We start from the raw sequence: 17,785 nt of genomic DNA, 5'->3' as shown, positions 1-17,785 counted from the left end.
GGTTAAACTGCGTGCAGTTTACAAAAAATCTTGTAGAGGGAAATCATGTTAACTCGTGTGGTATTTAACCAAAAAGGTGGTGTGGGAAAATCAAGTATCACAGTCAATTTGGCAGCAATCAGTGCTAAACAAGGTCTAAGAACCTTAGTTATTGATCTTGATCCACAGGCAAATTCGAGCCAATACCTTTTGGGTGAAGATGCGACATATTCTGCTGATAAAACAGCATTAGAGCCAAACATTGAGAACTTCTTTGAAGATGTCTTAGGTACAACACAACAAAAAGGACTGATTGGTAATGCAATTGGTTCTATTTTGAAAGCCCCACGTGGTAAAGGGCTCGAAAGTTATGTACATCGTTCGTCATTTGAAAATTTAGATGTCATTCCTGCCAGCCCAAGTCTAGGTTCATTAGAACACGCATTAGAAAGCAAACATAAAATTTATAAATTACGTGATTCAATTCAATCGCTTAGTGCACGTTATGATCGTATTTTTATTGATACACCACCTGCATTCAATTTCTTTACTTTATCCGCATTAATTGCAGCAGATCGTGTATTAATTCCATTTGATTGTGATGTTTTCTCTAAACGTGCGTTACAAACTTTGATTGAAAATGTGATCGAAACCCAAGATGATCATAATGATCGCTTAGAGATTGAAGGTATTGTGGTCAATCAATATCAAGCTCAAGCAAAATTACCACGTGAAGTGGTTCAACAATTGAAAGATGATGGTTTGCCTGTACTTGAAAGTATGCTGCCGCCATCAGTTTTGATGAAAGAATCACATCAGAAGAATTTACCTTTGGTTCATCTCGCAGCTGAACATAAATTGACGCTTGCTTATGTCACTTTATTCAATGAGATTGAAGCAAAAAAATAAGAGAAGCTTATGAAGCGTTTATATTGGTTGCCAGTTTTGGCAACAACCTTATTTCTCGGTGCATGTGCATCGACGGTTAAACCTGCTTATGTATCTCCAACGCAATATCAGTCATTAAACTGTCAGCAACTACAAGCAGAATACAATCGTATTCAGCATTACATCGATAATGGTGTACAAACACCGAAGCGCACAGGCGTAGGGGTGGGAGTTGGACTAGGCGGTGGCTGGGGTAAAGGTGGTTGGGGCTTTGGGCCTTCGATCTCAGTCAATATGGGGCAGTCGATGAACACCAAAAATACTGAGCTTGCGAATGTACTGGGCCAACAAGATGCAATTGTTCAGGCTGCGAAGTTTAAAGGTTGCCCAATTATTGTCAAACAGCGTGCAAATTCTTAATCTTCATATGTGCATCACTGGTGTTTATGCTGGTGATGCTCAATTAAAGTTTAGCAAAATGTTTCATTAAAAAAATATATATAACAATGCCTTAATTGATTTTATCTTCAATTTTCTTCATTTCAAATTGTTCATTTTTCCCATAAAACTTGTTTGTCGCAGCGAATTTCGTATAAGGTGGCGAGCATGTTGAGTCAGTTGGTATCTATATGATTGAGAGTTGGTTTTTTGTTTTGGCGATGATCGCAGTGTTACTCATTCCAGGGCCGACGAATGCTTTATTAGCCAGTTCAACACATCAACAAGGCGTGCTGAAAACGTTGTCATATATACCTGTAGAGTGGCTAGGTTATATCTATGGGATCGGATTGTGGGCGTTATTTATCCATCTTTTTGACCCAATTTGGCCTGCTTTAATCATCATTTTGCATGTTTGTAGTGTTGCCTATGTTTTATGGCTAGCATTTCATTTATGGAAAAGTTCACATCTTCAAAAATATAATCAGCATCATCAACAAATTAAAACTCCTCGACTATTTGTTTCAAGTCTAAAGAATCCTAAAACATTGTTATTGGCAGCAGGAATTTTCCCAAGAGAAACATGGGACTCCGTTGAAAATGCATTATTGGTTTTCGCAGTGTTTAGCTTAGTGTTAATACCAGTATCAATCTTTTGGATGATCTTTGGGAGTGCATTATTGGCTGGTAGTTTGGTAGGAATCAAAGCCGATCACTTGTATAAAGGATCGGCTATGTTATTGATTATTTGTACCTTACCAATGATTTTTCGTTTCTTTTAATCAATGGGGCAGAGCATTATTTTCCTTTAATGCTTTGCATTTTCTGACGTAGAAAACCAATTACACCCGGTAAGATACTGATAATAATGATACCGAAAATTAAGTGCGTAAAATTATCTTTCACGATTGGCATATTTCCAAATAAATAACCCAAAGTAATGAATGATGCGATCCAACAGAACGCCCCCACCACATTATAAGTTAGGAAGTATTTATAGTTCATGCTGCCTGTACCAGCTACAAATGGCGCGAAGGTACGTGCAAATGGCACGAAACGTGCGAAGATAATGGTTTTCCCACCATGACGCTCAAAAAATTCTTGAGTCTTAAACAAGTGCTGTTTATTGATGAAACGCAAGTTCATTTCAAATACACGAGGACCTATGTATCGTCCGATATGATAATTGACAGTGTCACCAAGAACTGCAGCGATAAACAACAAGACACCGAGAACCCAAGGATCCATTGCACCAGTTGATGCTGCTAGCGCACCTGCCGCGAATAACAAACTATCGCCTGGCAGAAATGGCATCACCACTAAACCCGTTTCGACAAAAATAATCAAAAAGAGAATGGCATAAATCCAGACACCATAATTCTTAATAAACTCTAAAAGGTGTTCGTCAACGTGCAGAATAAAATCAATGAGTTCCATGAAGGCTTTAACACTATAAATTTGAGCTAAATCCTAGCAGTGCGTCTGTCTAATGTCAGTAAGAAAAGCAAATTAATTAGTAACTTTACTTAATGATGCAAAGCATAACGAATTGCTGTTAAATTAGTCATTATTGTTCTTAAAATGGAACGATGTATTAATAAATATGATGTTTATTGCAAATAGGAAGATACATAAACTGGTGTTAAGTTAAAAAACAAACAGTGTGGAATTGATTATGTTTAATCCTAATGTCGTTGTAAAAAATATCGTAACGCAATCTGGCGTAGAAAATACAGTGACTTTAATTGCTCGTATTTTAATGGCCTATATCTTCATTATTGCTGGATGGGGTAAATTGACCGCATATGGTGCTACAGCTGGCTATATGGAGTCGATGGGAGTTCCAGCGGCATTATTACCGATCACAATCTTGGTTGAGTTTGGTGGTGGATTAGCTCTGTTATTCGGTTTCCAAGCTCGTTTAGCTGCTTTGGGTTTGGGAGTGTTTAGTATTATTACTGCATTCATCTTCCATGGCACAGATGATCAAATGCAACAGATCAACTTTATGAAAAACTTGGCAATGGCGGGCGGATTATTTTACTTAATACTTTATGGTGCAGGTCGTCTGAGTTTAGATCACGCAATTGAAAAATAAACAATCAGTTTCAAAAAAGCCCCACTTTTGATGGGGCTTTTTTACATCCTTTGAATTTACCGTTTATTACAAAAAATGATCTCACTGTTTATCGAAATTTGTTTGAATATTAAAGGATTAAATTGTTTGGAATGAATCAATGAGAACAATAAGCTTAGGTTTAATGATCGGTCTTTTATCAATAGCTGCAAGCCACACATGGGCTGGGAAACAAGATGCTGTACTGTTGAAGGAAGCAGCTCAAAATAGTGTGCTGGTTAGGGATATCGTCAAATATGCAGATGAAACTGGTGTGACGCTCACAGGAAGAATTAGCAAACATTTACACAGTGATCATTATGAATTTCAAGATCAGAGTGGCAGCATTGTTGTAGAAATTGATGATGATTTATGGCAGCAAGCACGTTTAAGTGTTGGTGATTCTGTACGTTTAATCGTTGAGGTTGATACACATCGATATAAATCTACGGATATTGAAGTAATCAAAATTGAGAAATACGGACATCAATAAAAAAAGGAAGCCTTAGCTCACTGCTGTCCCACAAATATCACAAGAAGAACCTCAATTGAGGTTCTTCTTGTTTTCGCCATTTTTTATCAGGCACAAAGAGTGACCTTAAAAGTTTCCTTTCAAATAAATTGACCTGAATAATTCTCAGTAAACGCTGAACACTCCATCCTTCTTGTGCCATGTGTTTAGCGAAGTTCACCAGCAAATAGGCAATTAATGCAATCCATATTTGCGTTTGTATCGCATTGCGGCTTCGACCTAGAAATGACTTCAGTTTTAAATTCTGCTTGATGGCTTTAAAGAATAACTCAATCTTCCAGCGGTCTTTATAAATTGCAGCAATGGTGGATGCTGCCAGATGAAAGTTGTTGCTCAGAAATTCGAATGTTCTTTTCTTATCTGTATCATAAAACTCTATACGTCTTAATAATTCAGGTGCGCCTCTTTTCTTGGCATGCGCACTACTCAATTCAATACATTCATCCGCAATAATCCCTTTAGTCGCTAATACGCTGCGGCTTGATTTAACTTGATAAACCATCTTTGGGCGTAGCCGGGTTACAAAGCTGACGTTCTGAAGTGTCAACTGAGCAAACCATTGATAATCAACATATCCTTTATCAAAGACGATAATGCTGCCAGCAGGAAATTTAAATGCTCTGCCTTGCACCATATCATTTTCAATACCATCCCCAAGTGCTACAAATTCAGGAATGGTATTGCTGTGATTTAAGCCAACACTGAGTTTAATACTGGCTTTGGATTCATGCACTTTTGCCCATGCGCACAATGACAGTGAAAGATCAATATGACTGGCATCTAGTGAATACAGCGGATTTTTGAATCTAAATTTATGTGCAGTTTTAGAGTTTTCACAGCGCTGAAGCAGCTGTGTGAACAATTGCTGATACAGGCTGGCGGGCTGTTCTTCGTTGAGTCTTGCTAAGGTGCTTCGCGCAATTCTCTTCGCGCCAAGATGATAGAGCTTTTCCTGCTGGGATTCGAGATTGGATTGAATGTCTCTTAAGCTTTGCCGACAAGAAAGTTGGGACATCAATATGGCAACAAACTGATCCCAGCGGGTGGCTGATCTTAATTTTTGCCCAGAGTGGTGCAGTTTAGCCAGACGTTCAAAATCTTGTCTTAGAATGGGTTTGAGTAATTGATGAAATACGGTATTCTGATGTGACAAAACCTGAGTCCTTTATAGTTAAAGTGTTTGTTTGCACTCATATTTTAACTATTTAGACTCAGGTTTTTTTATTTAAAGCAAACTATGGGACAGCAGTGGCCTTAGCTTCCTTTTAAATTTGATAAAAATCTTAGAGCATAAAGTGGATTTGCATTTCCCCGACGAGGAAACCGAGCACAGCACCGACGATAATCAATGACCATTCATCTTCTTTGAATGCTGGACGTAACATACCTTCAAATTCTTCAGGGCTGAGGCGTTGCATACGATCAACTAAGGTATTACGAACATTCATTGCATCTTCAGCATAAGATTCAACATAACGCATCGTATCTGGCAGCTGTTTTAAAATACGCTCAGCAACTTCAGCTTTCAGGCTTTGATACTTCTCGCCGCCAATCGCGTACACCACCAATGGGCGAACAATACCTGCTTGTAAATCAATTTCTTGTTTTACATGGCGGCTTACCAGTTCAATTACCTTGTCTGAGTGAGTTCCTGAAAAAAGCTCTTCCATCATGTTACGAGAGGTGAGTAACTGTTTCGAGATTAATGCAGCGTAATCCGCAGCCACTTCATTTTGACGTTTAATGAATAGTCCTTGCCATGTGTAACCCATGATTTTTTTCGGGTACAAAGGTCTAAACATCATTTGTAATGCGATCCAGTCACTAAAGAAACCGACAAAACCACCAAACATTGGAAGCATCCAAGGATATTTTCCTTGTGTCACAATCCAACAAAGCATTTGTACGACACCAATCGCGAATCCAAAAACAAAGCCGACATTACTAAAGAATTTAAATTCTAGTTTGCCGACTTTTTTAAAGATTTCATTGAGGAGGCGTTTATCTTTGAGTAGGTTGTTGACAACCATGTGTTTGATATCGAAGTATTTAGACACATCACGCTGTACTTCACTCATGATATGTTCAACGATTTCAGGTGCTTTGGTTTGGACACGTTTGATCAGTTTTTGACGAGCAAACTCTGGCATCCCTTCCCATAAACCAGGTTGGTATTGCTGAGCAACTTCACGAGTGATGTCTTCAGCGGCTGCCATGAGCGGTTTTTCAATTTCTTTTGCGATGCGTTTCGGATCGAGTCGTGCAAATATTTCTTCAGGTTTGATCAGTTTTGAGGTCATCAATTCAACGGCAGTGGTTGCCATTTTTTCAGCTTTGCGAGGAACGATACCTTGCCAGCCAATAGGAAGACCAAATAATCTTAACCCCTTAAACTCAAGTGGTGAGAACATCATTTGAATCGCAATCACTTTTGTTACATAGCCAATAAAGCCACTAATAAAAGGGATTGAAATATATAACCAGAAATTCTGTTGAAAATCTGCAATCATTTCTTGAAACATTATTGTATTGGTCCTTCAAGTCCTAATTGTTGCCTTATGACAAGACAAGCCATAGATGATAATGAAATGTTTTAGGACATTGGTGGTACACCAATATCTTTAGATTCTTTTAATTTTTCCTTTTATCAAGGACATCGCATTCACATAAAAAGGAAACGATGAGATCTATTGAATACCTTTCCATGGTAATGCTTTTTTCAGTTCATCATCTTAGCACCAATTTTTGCTTTGTGTTGAGCAGAGTTGGCAAGAATTGTTGATTTAACTCTCTAAAATAGGCAAAAAGTTGTGAAATTTTAGTTTAAATTTCAGCAGGGATTAGCAAGTAAAGCTAAAAAATAAGATAGATGATGAATTGCGATGCGCCAAAGCGTGAAAAATGTTAGAATGTGGCGCTTAATTCATTTGCCTTTATGATTATCCCATGACGACCAATACTCAAATTACTGAAGATCGTATCCTTATTTTGGATTTCGGCTCTCAATATAGCCAGCTGATTGCACGTCGTGTACGTGAAGCGGGTGTCTATTCTGAAATGTATGCATTTGACATGTCTGAAGAAGATATTCGTGCATTTAATCCAAACGGGATTATTTTGTCAGGTGGCCCTGAGAGTGTACATGAAGAGGGTAGCCCACGAGCACCTCAAATCGTGTTTGAATTAGGCGTGCCAGTTTTGGGTATTTGTTATGGTTTACAAACCATGTCGGAACAACTTGGTGGAAAGGTAGAGCCAGGTACAGTTCACGAATTTGGTTATGCAGAAGTTGATATCTTGGTACGTGACCAGTTAATTGGTAACTTGCAAGATCGTGAGAACCAGCTGCATGTTTGGATGAGTCATGGTGATAAAGTAAGCGCGATTCCTGAAGGTTTCCAAGTTACTGCAAGCACACCAAGCTGTCCTTTTGCTGCTGTAAGTGATGAAACACGTCGTTTCTATGGCGTTCAATTCCACCCTGAAGTGACTCACACTGCGAAAGGTGAAGAATTACTTTCTAACTTTGTTCATAAAATTTGTGGTTGTCGTGGTCTTTGGACACCTGAGCACATCATTGATTTACGTGTAGAACAATTACGTAAACAAATCGGCGATGAAAAAGTTCTTTTAGGTTTATCAGGTGGTGTTGATTCATCTGTAGTCGCAGCATTGTTGCATAAAGCGATTGGCGATCAGTTAACGTGTGTATTTGTAGATAATGGTTTACTTCGTTTAAACGAAGGTGATCAAGTTATGCAGATGTTCGCAGAGAACATGGGTATTCGTGTGATCCGTGCAGATGCAGAAGAGCGTTTCTTGACTGCGTTAGCGGGTGAAGTTGATCCTGAGAAAAAACGTAAAATCATTGGTCGTGAGTTTATCGAAGTATTCGCAGAAGAAGCTCGTAAACTTGATGGCGTAAAATTCTTGGCACAAGGTACGATTTATCCTGACGTAATCGAATCTGCTGCAAGCAAACAAGGTAAAGCACACGTCATCAAATCACACCACAACGTAGGTGGTTTACCAGAAGATTTAGCTTTTGATCTTGTTGAGCCATTACGTGACTTATTCAAAGATGAAGTACGTAAATTAGGTACAACTTTAGGTTTACCTCATAGCATGATTTATCGTCATCCATTCCCAGGTCCGGGTTTAGGCGTGCGTATCTTGGGTGAAGTGAAAAAAGAATATGCAGATATTCTACGTCTTGCTGATGACATCTTTATGCAAGAACTTCGTGCGAGTGGTTGGTATGACAAAACTGCTCAAGCATTTGCGGTATTCCAACCTGTGAAATCAGTGGGTGTTGTGGGTGATGGTCGCCGTTATGCATGGGTGATTGCACTTCGTGCGGTTGAGACTGTTGACTTTATGACAGCGCGTTTCGCTCACTTGCCATACGAGTTGGTTGATAAAATCTCTACTCGTATCATGAATGAAATCAAAGATGTTTCACGTGTAGTTTATGACGTGTCATCTAAGCCACCAGCAACGATCGAATGGGAATAATTTTCCAAAGAAAATTAAAAAAAAAGAGCGCTTAGGCGCTCTTTTTTATTTTAATATGTATAAAAATAGCACTTTAAGACAATCAAAATGCCTGTACCCAAATATCATGAACTCACACTTCCTATGCTGAAATATTTAAAGATGCAAACAGAAGCTGTAACTATTGCTGATATTAAAAATACATTGGCAATTCAACTCTCATTAACAGATGAAGATCTAGCACAGCGGCTGCCTAGTGGTTTGAATATGTTTAGCGATAGACTAAGTTGGGCAAAAACTTATTTATTAAAAGCTGGGTTAATTGAGCAGCCTAAAAGAGCATTCTGTCAAATCAGTGAATTAGGAAATTCAATAGATCTATCCAATTTAAGAATTATTGATAATAATTTTTTAAATCAATTTGAGAGTTTTGTAGCTTTTAAATCAGGAAAAGTGGTGGAAAATGGGGGAGTCTATCAATCAGCGATAGTGAATCAAAATGAACAGACCCCAGAGGAAAGTATTGAAGTCGCATCGAAGCAGCTTAAAGAGTCATTAAAAGATGAATTATAGGACTTACGCATTGACGGATTCAAAAAAGTACTAAAATACTTTATAAAGTATCTGTGATCAGACGAATTAAACATGCTTCTACAGCAACTTGTACTCTACCCATTTATATGGGCTTTCTCATGACAGAACCGAACTCTATTAGCTGCACACAACTTGCCGAGACTTATAATATCTCGCATGATAGTGTAAATCGCTTTCTAGAGCGTGAAGATTACACACCTCACGACCTATATCAAGAATCAATTCAACATATTGATAATAACAAACTTATAGTCAGTATTGATGATACTGTTTTAGATAAACCATATAGTCAACATATGGACTTCGTTAGCTATTTTTGGTCAGGCAAACACCACCGATCCGTCAAGGGTATTAATCTGATTACCTTGTATGCGACAGATCAAAATGGTCAAAATATTCCAATTAATTTCCGAATTTATGACAAATCTGAAAGTAAAACCAAGAATGATTACTTTATGGATATGTTAAGTGAAGTACTCAGTTGGGGTGCAAAGATTCAATTTATTACAGGTGATAGTTGGTATTCATCGACTGGAAATCTAAAAACCATAAGAAAATATGGTATTCGATTTATGTTTGGTATCGACTGTAACCGTAAGGTTTCCCCAGAAAAAGGACAATGGTTTCAACTGCGTTTATTGCCAGATTTCCATCAGGGTCAAGTAGTCTGGCTCAAAGATTTTGGCTTTGTACAATTATTTAAGACTCAGTTAAAAGAACAGCAGAGGTTTTATATTGTGCATCAAGATGAAGATGATTTATTGTCCTTTGAGGGATTTCATGAATTACATTCAAGTCATTGGAAAATAGAGCAATATCACCGGGTGATTAAACAGGTTTGTCATATTGAAAAGTTTCAAGTAAGACGATCTAAACTGATTTTGAATCATATTTTTTCAGCCTTGATGGCCTACGTTGAGATACAAAAGAACCAGTTTGAGCGGATCTTTGAAAATATATATCGTTGGCAGAAGAAATTATTTAGACCAATGATCAAAAACTTCATTGATGACTTTATTCTCGATAAAAATCATCTGCTACCACAGAGAATCTATAAATAATAGTGCGTAAGTCCTAAATTATTAGATAAAATTAAAAAAAATTCCCCAAGATTTTTTGAACAACTCGTTGTCGATCTTTTAGTAGCTATGGGATATGGCGGTTCACATCAAGATGCTGCACAAGCGATTGGGAAAACAAATGATGGTGGGATTGATGGAGTTATTAGTGAAGATCGTTTGGGATTAGATAAGATTTATATTCAAGCTAAGCGATGGGAAAATACTGTGGGTCGTCCTGATATTCAACAATTCAAAGGTGCATTAGCTGATCAGGTCGCTAAAAAAGGTGTGTTCATCACGACTTCGAATTTTAGCAAGGAAGCAGTTGAATCGGCTAAGAAATCAGGAATTGTATTGATTGATGGTAGTAAGCTAACTTCATTAATGATTGAATTCGGATTAGGTGTTCAAATAGAACGAAGTTTTCATATATATAAAATAGATCAAGATCGCTTTGATGAAGATAATTTTTAAGAGTGTGAACCGTACCGGGTTTGTCGGAGACTTTTTTATTTAAGTTAAGCCACCTGACCTAACGGGTTAATCTTTTAAGAGCTATTTATTTGCATATGTATACCCAAATAAATATTGTCCCAAAGATAACACTCAGCGTATTACCAAAACACTATATTGATTCATGCTTGAATTGCTAAGATCATCAGAACAACTCATTGCAACAGCATAGGTAAAAGAGAGCGACATCATGAGTAATAATAACGATTACAACATTTCTGATTCAAAAGACTGTGAAACTTATATTAATCAGTTTATTCAAGATTTTACGATCCGTTCAGCAGAGATTGGAAAAGGGACAACGATTAAACGTGCATTACCAAGCCGCCAAAAACGTTTAGTTGGTGCTTGGTGCTTTCTAGATCATGCAGGGCCAGTCAGCTTTCCAGCTGGAGATGGGTTAGATGTTGGGCCACATCCTCATATTGGTTTGCAAACCTTTACATGGATGATTGAAGGCACTATGATGCATACCGATAGCTTGGGTTCAAAACAGCTTATTCGTCCAAAACAAGTAAACTTAATGACAGCTGGACGTGGTATTTCTCATACAGAGGTCGCGCCTGATACTGAAACTCAAATGCATGCTGCACAGTTGTGGATTGCTCTTCCTGATAACAAGCGCAATATGGAGCCTAACTTTGAGCATTACCCAGAACTTCCTGTTGTGGTTAAAGATCAAGTTGAATTTACAGTTTTAGTCGGTGACTTCCTCAATACTCTTTCTCCAGTTCAAGTACATACACCTTTAGTTGGTGTTGATCTAACAGCTCAAGCGGATACTAAAACGCGTATACCACTCAATCCAGCATTTGAATATGCTTTCATGGCGCTTGATGGCACAGCTCGTGTGAACGGACATGAATTAACTGCTGATAATATGGTGGTTTTAGAAACAGGTTTGACGGAAATCGAAGTTGAAATCAAATCTGGTAATCGAGTGCTTCTCATTGGCGGTGAACCTTTTGAATCACCTATTTTGTTGTGGTGGAACTTCGTAGGACGCACGATGGAAGACTTGGAGCAAGCACGTGAAGACTGGATTAACCATGATGTACGCTTTGGTGAGATTCCAGATTATCAAGGCAAACGCTTGGAAGCACCAACGCTACCTGATCAAATGAGGGCTTCAAAATGAGTGTTATCGCAAGTGCAAAAGTTCTAACTTTACCTGAACCGTGGAAAGGGGAAGTGGCTAGTGGAACGCATCAATTTTTGACAGATAAGCCTGAATCTTTCGGTGGACATGACACAGGTCCCGCACCATATGATTTTCTTACAGCTAGCCTAGCATCATGTACCATGATCACCTTGCGCATGTATGCTCAACATAAAGAAATAGACTTAGGTGAGTTTACGGTTGAGGTGGATTTTTATACTAATCGTGAACAACAGGAGCGAATTGAACGTCGTGTCACCTTTAAGCAACCTGTTTCACCAGAGCTAAAAGAAAAACTTCTCAATGTCTGTAGCAAGACACCTGTCACTAAAACTTTGTTACGCAGTTTAGACATTCAGACCGTGATTCTTTAAGGCTTTAGTGCTATTGTGCTTGGGCAAAACATAATTCTAAACGCAACTGTTAGAGGGATAAAAAACAACAGTTGCGTAGCACAAGCAGGCACACAAAATGATTACCTTACATTATCTGCAATGCTCCCGTTCGTTTCGAATACTGTGGGCGTTAGAGGAGCTTGGTGTGGACTACCAAGTAGAGTTTTATCAAAGGTCAGCCAGTTACGCAGCACCAGAAATCCTTAAAAACATACATCCTCTCGGCAAAGCACCTATCTTGGTAGATGATGGTGATGTGATTGTTGAATCGGCAGTGATTTTGGATTATTTGCAGCAACAATATGATCGACTTCAGCAGTTCAAACCCCAACAAGCGAAAGATCAAAGACAATATGACTATTGGATGCATTATGCAGAAGGTTCTTTGATGCCGCTTTTGGTGATGACTTTAGTCATGAACAATGTTAGTAAGCATGTACCGTGGGTGATTCGTCCAATTGCTGAGAAAATCACAGATGGCGTAAAAGGTGGTTTTATTCGTCCTCGTGTAAAAGAACATATTCTGTATTTAGAACAATATCTGTCTGAGCATGATTATTTTGCAGGTGAGTTTTCATTTGCTGATATTCAAATGGCGTTCCCATTGATTGCGTTACAAAAACGTCTACATGGGAAATACCCAAATATTCAAGCCTTTGTACAGCGAATACAAGAGCGCGCAGCATTTCAACGTGCTGAACAGAAAAGTTTAGAATCTGAGTGTGGCTAGTTCAAATCATCTTGCTTTAAATAAAAAAGGAACGATCAAGCGTTCCTTTTCTATTTGATATTTTGCCGATCAACGTTTGATGACAATCGAATCAATACCACTATTTTGAAGTGTTTGTTGTGCTGCTAAAGCGGCATCTTGGCTATCGTATGGTCCTGAAAAAACACGATACCATGTTTGACCATTCTCAACAGTTTTGACTACATCTGCCGATAAACCATTCAAAATAATTTCGGCACGTCGTGCATCGGCACTATCAGGATCTGGATAGCTTCTCACTTGTAAAATATAAGTGGCTTGAGCAGGAGCTGTTTGCTCACTTGGCGTAATTCCTCCTGACGCATCAGCGTTTGTCGTCTCTGCGGCTGGGGATTCAATAATCACGACATTACCTTGCTGTTTGGTTTCAGGAACAGCTTGTTCAGGAATTGGAGTGACTTGTTGTTGAGGGAGCAGATCATAGAAGCGATAGTCTTTGTTGGTATCTTCTTCTTGATAATGCTCTGATGTCACCTGAATTTTAGCAGGTACAGGTTGCCATGGTTTCCATAGCATCAACATAACCGCTACACATAGAATCGCCAAAATGGCTACAAGCATACCGAGCCACTTAGGTATGAGTGGTTTTTTGGGTTTATTTGGTCGTTCAGATACACCACGTTGCGTTTTTCCAAACACCTGAAATTCCTCTTGATCCTATTATGTTATTTGTAACGTGAATCATTGAATAAACAAAGCATTATGTTCAAAAATAATGCGTTATTCACCTTATTATTTATCAGATAAAACCTAAGATAGTGTTTTTTTCTGTAAAGTGAATATGAATCTCTCATTTGTTAAACTTAAACGATATAAATAATAAAGCAAGCAAAGCGAACTTTGCTTGCATCTATTAATTATAACGTTGTTTAGATTACATTGAGTCTGGTGCAGATACGCCCAATAACTCTAAACCATTACGTAACACTTGCTGTACATTCGTTGAGAGCAGTAAGCGTGCTTGAGACAATGAGGTATTTGTTTCATCTACAAATTTCACACCATCTTGTGCATACCAACCATGGAATAGTGCAGCCAAATCTTTGAGATAGTTACCAATTTGATGTGGTTCGCAAACATTTGCAGCTCGTACAACAATTTCAGGATAAGCTGCTAATTTCGCGAGGATTTCTGTTTCTGTCTCTAAGGTTAATAGATTAGCAAACTGTCGTGCATTCGTAGCGTCAAATACAATGCCTTTTTCTTTAGCACGATTGACAATACTGTTTACACGTGCATGCGCATATTGGATGTAATACACCGCATTGTCTTTGCTTTGCGAAACTGCGAGGTCTAAGTCAAAATCAATATGTTGCTCAGATTTACGCATCACGTAATAGAAGCGTGCCGCATCATTCCCAACTTCTTTACGTAGATCACGCAATGTGACGAACTGACCTGAACGAGATGACATTTGTACCATCTCACCGCCACGCCACAAACTCACGAACTGAACTAAAAGTACAGTCAATTTCTTCGAGTCATAGCCCATCGCGTCAATTGCTGCTTTGACACGTGAGATATAACCATGATGGTCTGAACCCCAAATATCAATTAAGTCAGTATAACCACGTTGTAATTTATTCAAATGATAAGCAATGTCGGATGCAAAATAAGTGGTTTGACCGTTACGACGTTTCACAACACGATCTTTTTCATCACCAAATTCAGTTGATTTAAACCAGATATTGCCATCTTTTTCGTATAGGAAACCGCGTTGATCAAGTGTTGCAAGTGCTTCATCAATTTTATCAGCCAATGATGCTTCACTAAACCATTGATCAAAGGTCACACCAAAGTCTGCGAGGTCGTCTTTAATATCATCTAAAATGGCATGCAAAGCCGCTTGGTGGAAAACGCGATAGCCTTCACCTAAATGCTGTTGAGAATTCGCAATTAAACCATCAATATGCTTTTCTTTATCCCCAGAGAGCACAACTTTGTTGCCATCAGCGTCTAATTCTTCTGCATATTGAACGTCTTCTGGAACATCTTTGTAGATATCTGCAACTGGACGAACGTGTGCATCGCCATCTTTATCTATAATGCTTTGTGCGATTTCTTTAACATAGTCGCCTTGATAGGCATTTTTAGGGAAAACAAGCGTTTGCCCAGTCAATTCTAAATAACGTAAATAAGTTGATGTTGCCAAAATATCCATTTGGCGACCTGCATCATTGACATAGTATTCACGGTCAACTTGTGCACCTGTTGCTTCTAAAAGATTCGCAACAGTCATGCCATAAGCAGCACCACGACCATGCCCAACATGTAGGCTAGAAGTAGGGTTTGCTGATACAAACTCAACTTGGATTTTTTTCGCAGCGTTCACTTGGCTACGACCATATTGATCTTTTTGTGCTTGAATTTGGTCGAGCACAGCAAAGCGTTGATCAGCATTTAGAAAGAAGTTAATGAATCCTGGACCAGCAATTTCTGCTTTACTAATATCAGCAACTTCTGGAAGTGCTGCTAGGATTTTTTCAGCAAGATCACGAGGTTTCATACCTGCAGCTTTCGAGCCAATCATCGCAATATTCGAAGCAAAGTCACCGTGACTTCGGTCTTTAGTACGGGTTAAATGGCTCGTGTTTGTCCAATCTGAAGGAAGTACCCCTTGTTGTTGAAGGGATTGCACCGCATGATCAAGAGCTGATTGTATTGCCGTATTCATAGTTACCGAAATAAATGTCGCGGAAAAACGCTAAATATAGCAAATTTCGCCCCTGTTAGGGGAGACATTTGGCGGCTGAGTGAATAATTTTAGTTAAGTAATGACCTGTGTGAATGAGAGGTTCATTGAATCTCAGCTTTTAGTTTGATTGGTAATTTCTGATTTGAATGAATGTGGATTGGATCAAGTGTTCAAGAGTTTCATATTATTTAATTGTGAAATGGCTGATAACATAAAAATTTATGTGCATAAGATTTACTGATAACTATTAATGATCACAATATAATTATAATTGTATGAAAATATTATGAAATATCTCTTGTATGTCGCTATTGAATACTAAGCCTAAACTGTATCACTGTTTAAAATGTCATTTTTATACGAAATAGCCTTAAGCTATTAGACACCACGAGCATGAAGTGATCTTTAAGAGGCTTTTGTGCTCTAAGCTGGAAAATGAGATAGGCAATGACAACAGGAAATCCAAGTAAACACCCTCTTTACATCCCATATGCAGGTTATACCCTCCTAGAATTACCACTTTTAAATAAAGGTTCGGCGTTCACTCAAGAAGAACGAACCAATTTTAATTTGCACGGTTTACTTCCACATATTATTGAAACCATTGAAGAACAAAGTCAGCGTTCATATCAGCAATATTGCGCGTTTAGTGATGATATCAATAAGCATATCTATTTACGTAATATTCAAGACACCAATGAAACCTTGTTTTATCACCTCATCGAACATCATTTAGAAGAAATGATGCCGATTATTTATACACCAACTGTCGGGGAAGCATGTCAGCGTTTCTCAGATATTTACCGCCGCCATCGTGGTGTTTTTATCTCATATCCTGATCGTGAATTTATTGATGATATTTTACAAAATGTGAATAAAAACAATGTAAAAGTGATCGTGATTACTGATGGTGAGCGTATCTTAGGATTAGGCGACCAAGGAATTGGTGGGATGGGTATCCCGATTGGGAAGCTGTCTTTATATACTGCTTGTGGTGGAATTAGCCCTGCCTATACTTTGCCGATTACAATTGATGTCGGAACCAATAATCAGCAATTATTAAATGATCCGATTTATATGGGGTGGCGTCAGCCTCGTATCAATGGCGATGAATATTATGAATTTATCGATCATGTGATCAATGCAGTTAAACGACGTTGGCCAAAAGCTTTGATTCAGTTTGAGGATTTTGCTCAAAAGAATGCCATGCCGTTATTGCAAAAATACCGCGATAAGATTTGTTGTTTCAATGATGATATTCAAGGTACTGCGGCCGTTTCGGTTGGAAGTTTAATTGCAGCGAGTCGAGCAGCAGGAAAACAATTAAAAGATCAAACAATTGCCTTTTTGGGTGCAGGCTCAGCAGGTTGTGGTATTGCTGAACAAATCATAGCCCAAATGATGGCAGAAGGTTTGACGGATGCTGAAGCGCGTGCGCGCGTTTATATGGTTGATCGTTTTGGTTTAATCACTGAAAATCAGCCGAACTTGTTAGATTTCCAGCGTAAGTTGGCGCAAAAGGCGGAAGTCATCGAGCAGTGGGCGAAAGTTGAAGATACTATTTCTTTATTAGATGTTGTGCAGAATGTCAAACCGACCGTATTGATTGGTGTCTCGGGGCAACCAGGCTTATTTACTGAAGAAATTATTCGTACCATGGCGGCACATTGCGAACGTCCCATAGTCATGCCTTTATCGAACCCAACTTCTCGCGTTGAAGCAGTACCTTCAGACATAATTGAGTGGACTGAAGGGCGTGCGTTGATTGCAACAGGTAGTCCATTTGCACCTGTGAATTATCATGGTCAACTATACAATATTGCTCAATGCAATAATTCTTATATCTTCCCAGGTATTGGTTTGGGTGTAGTCGCTTGTGCGGCTACCCGAATCACTGAAAATATGTTGATGGCTTCAAGTCGTGCATTGGCTGATTGCTCTCCTTTATTAGCAGATGCTAAAGCGGACTTATTACCTCCATTAGGTGAGATTCAGGCTGTGTCTAAAGTGATTGCTTTTGAGGTGGCGAAAGCTGCGATTCAAGATGGTGTTGCGGTAACGATCAGTGATGATTTATTGCAGCAAAAAATAGAAGAATCTTTTTGGCATCCTGAATACCGTCGATATAAACGAATCCCGTTTTAAATAAAAA

General features: G+C 38.6%; 17 protein-coding genes and 1 pseudogene. 13 read left to right on the top strand and 5 right to left on the bottom strand.

Features of this window, described 5'->3' with window-relative positions:
* Positions 1–45 precede the first annotated feature (45 nt).
* The 3 genes from Q9Q86_RS12175 to Q9Q86_RS12165 all read left to right on the top strand — a co-directional run bounded on the left by Q9Q86_RS12175 (position 46) and on the right by Q9Q86_RS12165 (position 2,087).
* Positions 46–888, top strand: coding sequence for a ParA family protein (locus Q9Q86_RS12175; RefSeq protein WP_004905614.1), 843 nt, complete (start codon positions 46–48; stop codon positions 886–888).
* A 9-nt stretch (positions 889–897) separates the two neighbouring features.
* Positions 898–1,287 (top strand): hypothetical protein, encoded by a 390-nt coding sequence (locus Q9Q86_RS12170; RefSeq protein WP_004956592.1) that lies wholly within the window; start codon positions 898–900, stop codon positions 1,285–1,287.
* 209 nt (positions 1,288–1,496) lie between these two features.
* On the top strand, positions 1,497–2,087 hold the full coding sequence (locus Q9Q86_RS12165) for a LysE family translocator (RefSeq protein WP_112987641.1): 591 nt from the start codon (positions 1,497–1,499) through the stop codon (positions 2,085–2,087).
* Between the two features lie 16 nt (positions 2,088–2,103).
* On the opposite strand, the gene Q9Q86_RS12160 is transcribed toward Q9Q86_RS12165, so the two are convergent.
* A complete protein-coding gene (locus tag Q9Q86_RS12160; RefSeq protein ID WP_112987640.1) occupies positions 2,104–2,742 on the bottom strand; it encodes a DedA family protein in 639 nt (212 codons plus the stop codon).
* Positions 2,743–2,980: 238 nt separating this feature from the next.
* On the opposite strand from Q9Q86_RS12160, the gene Q9Q86_RS12155 reads away from it, so the two are divergent.
* Positions 2,981–3,403 (top strand): DoxX family protein, encoded by a 423-nt coding sequence (locus Q9Q86_RS12155; RefSeq protein ID WP_112987639.1) that lies wholly within the window; start codon positions 2,981–2,983, stop codon positions 3,401–3,403.
* Between the two features lie 139 nt (positions 3,404–3,542).
* Entirely contained in the window at positions 3,543–3,914 is a 372-nt protein-coding gene (locus Q9Q86_RS12150) for a NirD/YgiW/YdeI family stress tolerance protein (RefSeq protein ID WP_112987638.1), read from the top strand.
* 37 nt (positions 3,915–3,951) lie between these two features.
* Here Q9Q86_RS12150 and Q9Q86_RS12145 read toward each other — a convergent pair whose 3' ends face one another.
* The gene (locus Q9Q86_RS12145; protein WP_192596769.1) at positions 3,952–5,106 is read right to left on the bottom strand and encodes an IS4 family transposase; all 1,155 of its coding nucleotides are present in this window, start codon (positions 5,104–5,106) and stop codon (positions 3,952–3,954) included.
* A 130-nt stretch (positions 5,107–5,236) separates the two neighbouring features.
* Positions 5,237–6,463, bottom strand: coding sequence for a DUF445 family protein (locus tag Q9Q86_RS12140; RefSeq protein ID WP_171293809.1), 1,227 nt, complete (start codon positions 6,461–6,463; stop codon positions 5,237–5,239).
* Positions 6,464–6,899: 436 nt separating this feature from the next.
* On the opposite strand from Q9Q86_RS12140, the gene guaA reads away from it, so the two are divergent.
* From guaA to Q9Q86_RS12105, 7 genes and pseudogenes are all read left to right on the top strand, one after another.
* The gene (guaA, locus tag Q9Q86_RS12135) at positions 6,900–8,468 is read left to right on the top strand and encodes a glutamine-hydrolyzing GMP synthase (protein ID WP_004905594.1); all 1,569 of its coding nucleotides are present in this window, start codon (positions 6,900–6,902) and stop codon (positions 8,466–8,468) included.
* Positions 8,469–8,555: 87 nt separating this feature from the next.
* Positions 8,556–9,020 carry a winged helix-turn-helix domain-containing protein gene (locus tag Q9Q86_RS12130; protein ID WP_112987663.1) on the top strand — a complete coding sequence of 155 codons (465 nt, stop codon included), beginning with the start codon at positions 8,556–8,558 and terminating at the stop codon, positions 9,018–9,020.
* 53 nt (positions 9,021–9,073) lie between these two features.
* A complete protein-coding gene (locus Q9Q86_RS12125) occupies positions 9,074–10,102 on the top strand; it encodes a transposase (RefSeq protein ID WP_305156051.1) in 1,029 nt (342 codons plus the stop codon).
* A gap of 33 nt (positions 10,103–10,135) precedes the next feature.
* Positions 10,136–10,576 (top strand): annotated as a pseudogene (locus Q9Q86_RS12120) (restriction endonuclease); the annotation flags it as partial.
* Positions 10,577–10,805: 229 nt separating this feature from the next.
* Complete coding sequence (locus Q9Q86_RS12115) at positions 10,806–11,753, top strand: pirin family protein (protein WP_112987643.1); 948 nt, start codon at positions 10,806–10,808, stop codon at positions 11,751–11,753.
* Positions 11,750–12,148, top strand: a complete 399-nt coding sequence (locus Q9Q86_RS12110) for an OsmC family protein (RefSeq protein ID WP_112987644.1) — start codon at positions 11,750–11,752, stop codon at positions 12,146–12,148. The genes Q9Q86_RS12115 and Q9Q86_RS12110 overlap by 4 nt, the downstream gene beginning before the upstream one ends.
* A gap of 97 nt (positions 12,149–12,245) precedes the next feature.
* A complete protein-coding gene (locus Q9Q86_RS12105; RefSeq protein WP_004905585.1) occupies positions 12,246–12,899 on the top strand; it encodes a glutathione S-transferase family protein in 654 nt (217 codons plus the stop codon).
* A gap of 69 nt (positions 12,900–12,968) precedes the next feature.
* Here Q9Q86_RS12105 and Q9Q86_RS12100 read toward each other — a convergent pair whose 3' ends face one another.
* Both Q9Q86_RS12100 and argS read right to left on the bottom strand, forming a co-directional pair.
* Positions 12,969–13,577: an SPOR domain-containing protein gene (locus tag Q9Q86_RS12100; protein WP_112987645.1), complete on the bottom strand. Its 609-nt coding sequence runs from the start codon at positions 13,575–13,577 to the stop codon at positions 12,969–12,971.
* 235 nt (positions 13,578–13,812) lie between these two features.
* Positions 13,813–15,612, bottom strand: a complete 1,800-nt coding sequence (argS, locus tag Q9Q86_RS12095) for an arginine--tRNA ligase (protein ID WP_112987646.1) — start codon at positions 15,610–15,612, stop codon at positions 13,813–13,815.
* A gap of 468 nt (positions 15,613–16,080) precedes the next feature.
* Between argS and Q9Q86_RS12090 the strand changes: the two genes are divergently transcribed.
* Positions 16,081–17,778, top strand: coding sequence for an NAD-dependent malic enzyme (locus Q9Q86_RS12090; RefSeq protein ID WP_112987647.1), 1,698 nt, complete (start codon positions 16,081–16,083; stop codon positions 17,776–17,778).
* Positions 17,779–17,785: the final 7 nt, after the last annotated feature.

This window comes from Acinetobacter sp. A22 (genome assembly GCF_030913345.1).
In the GTDB taxonomy this organism is placed as follows: domain Bacteria; phylum Pseudomonadota; class Gammaproteobacteria; order Pseudomonadales; family Moraxellaceae; genus Acinetobacter; species Acinetobacter junii.
Note: the sequence above shows the minus strand (reverse complement) of the source record. Positions and strands in the feature narration are given on the sequence as shown.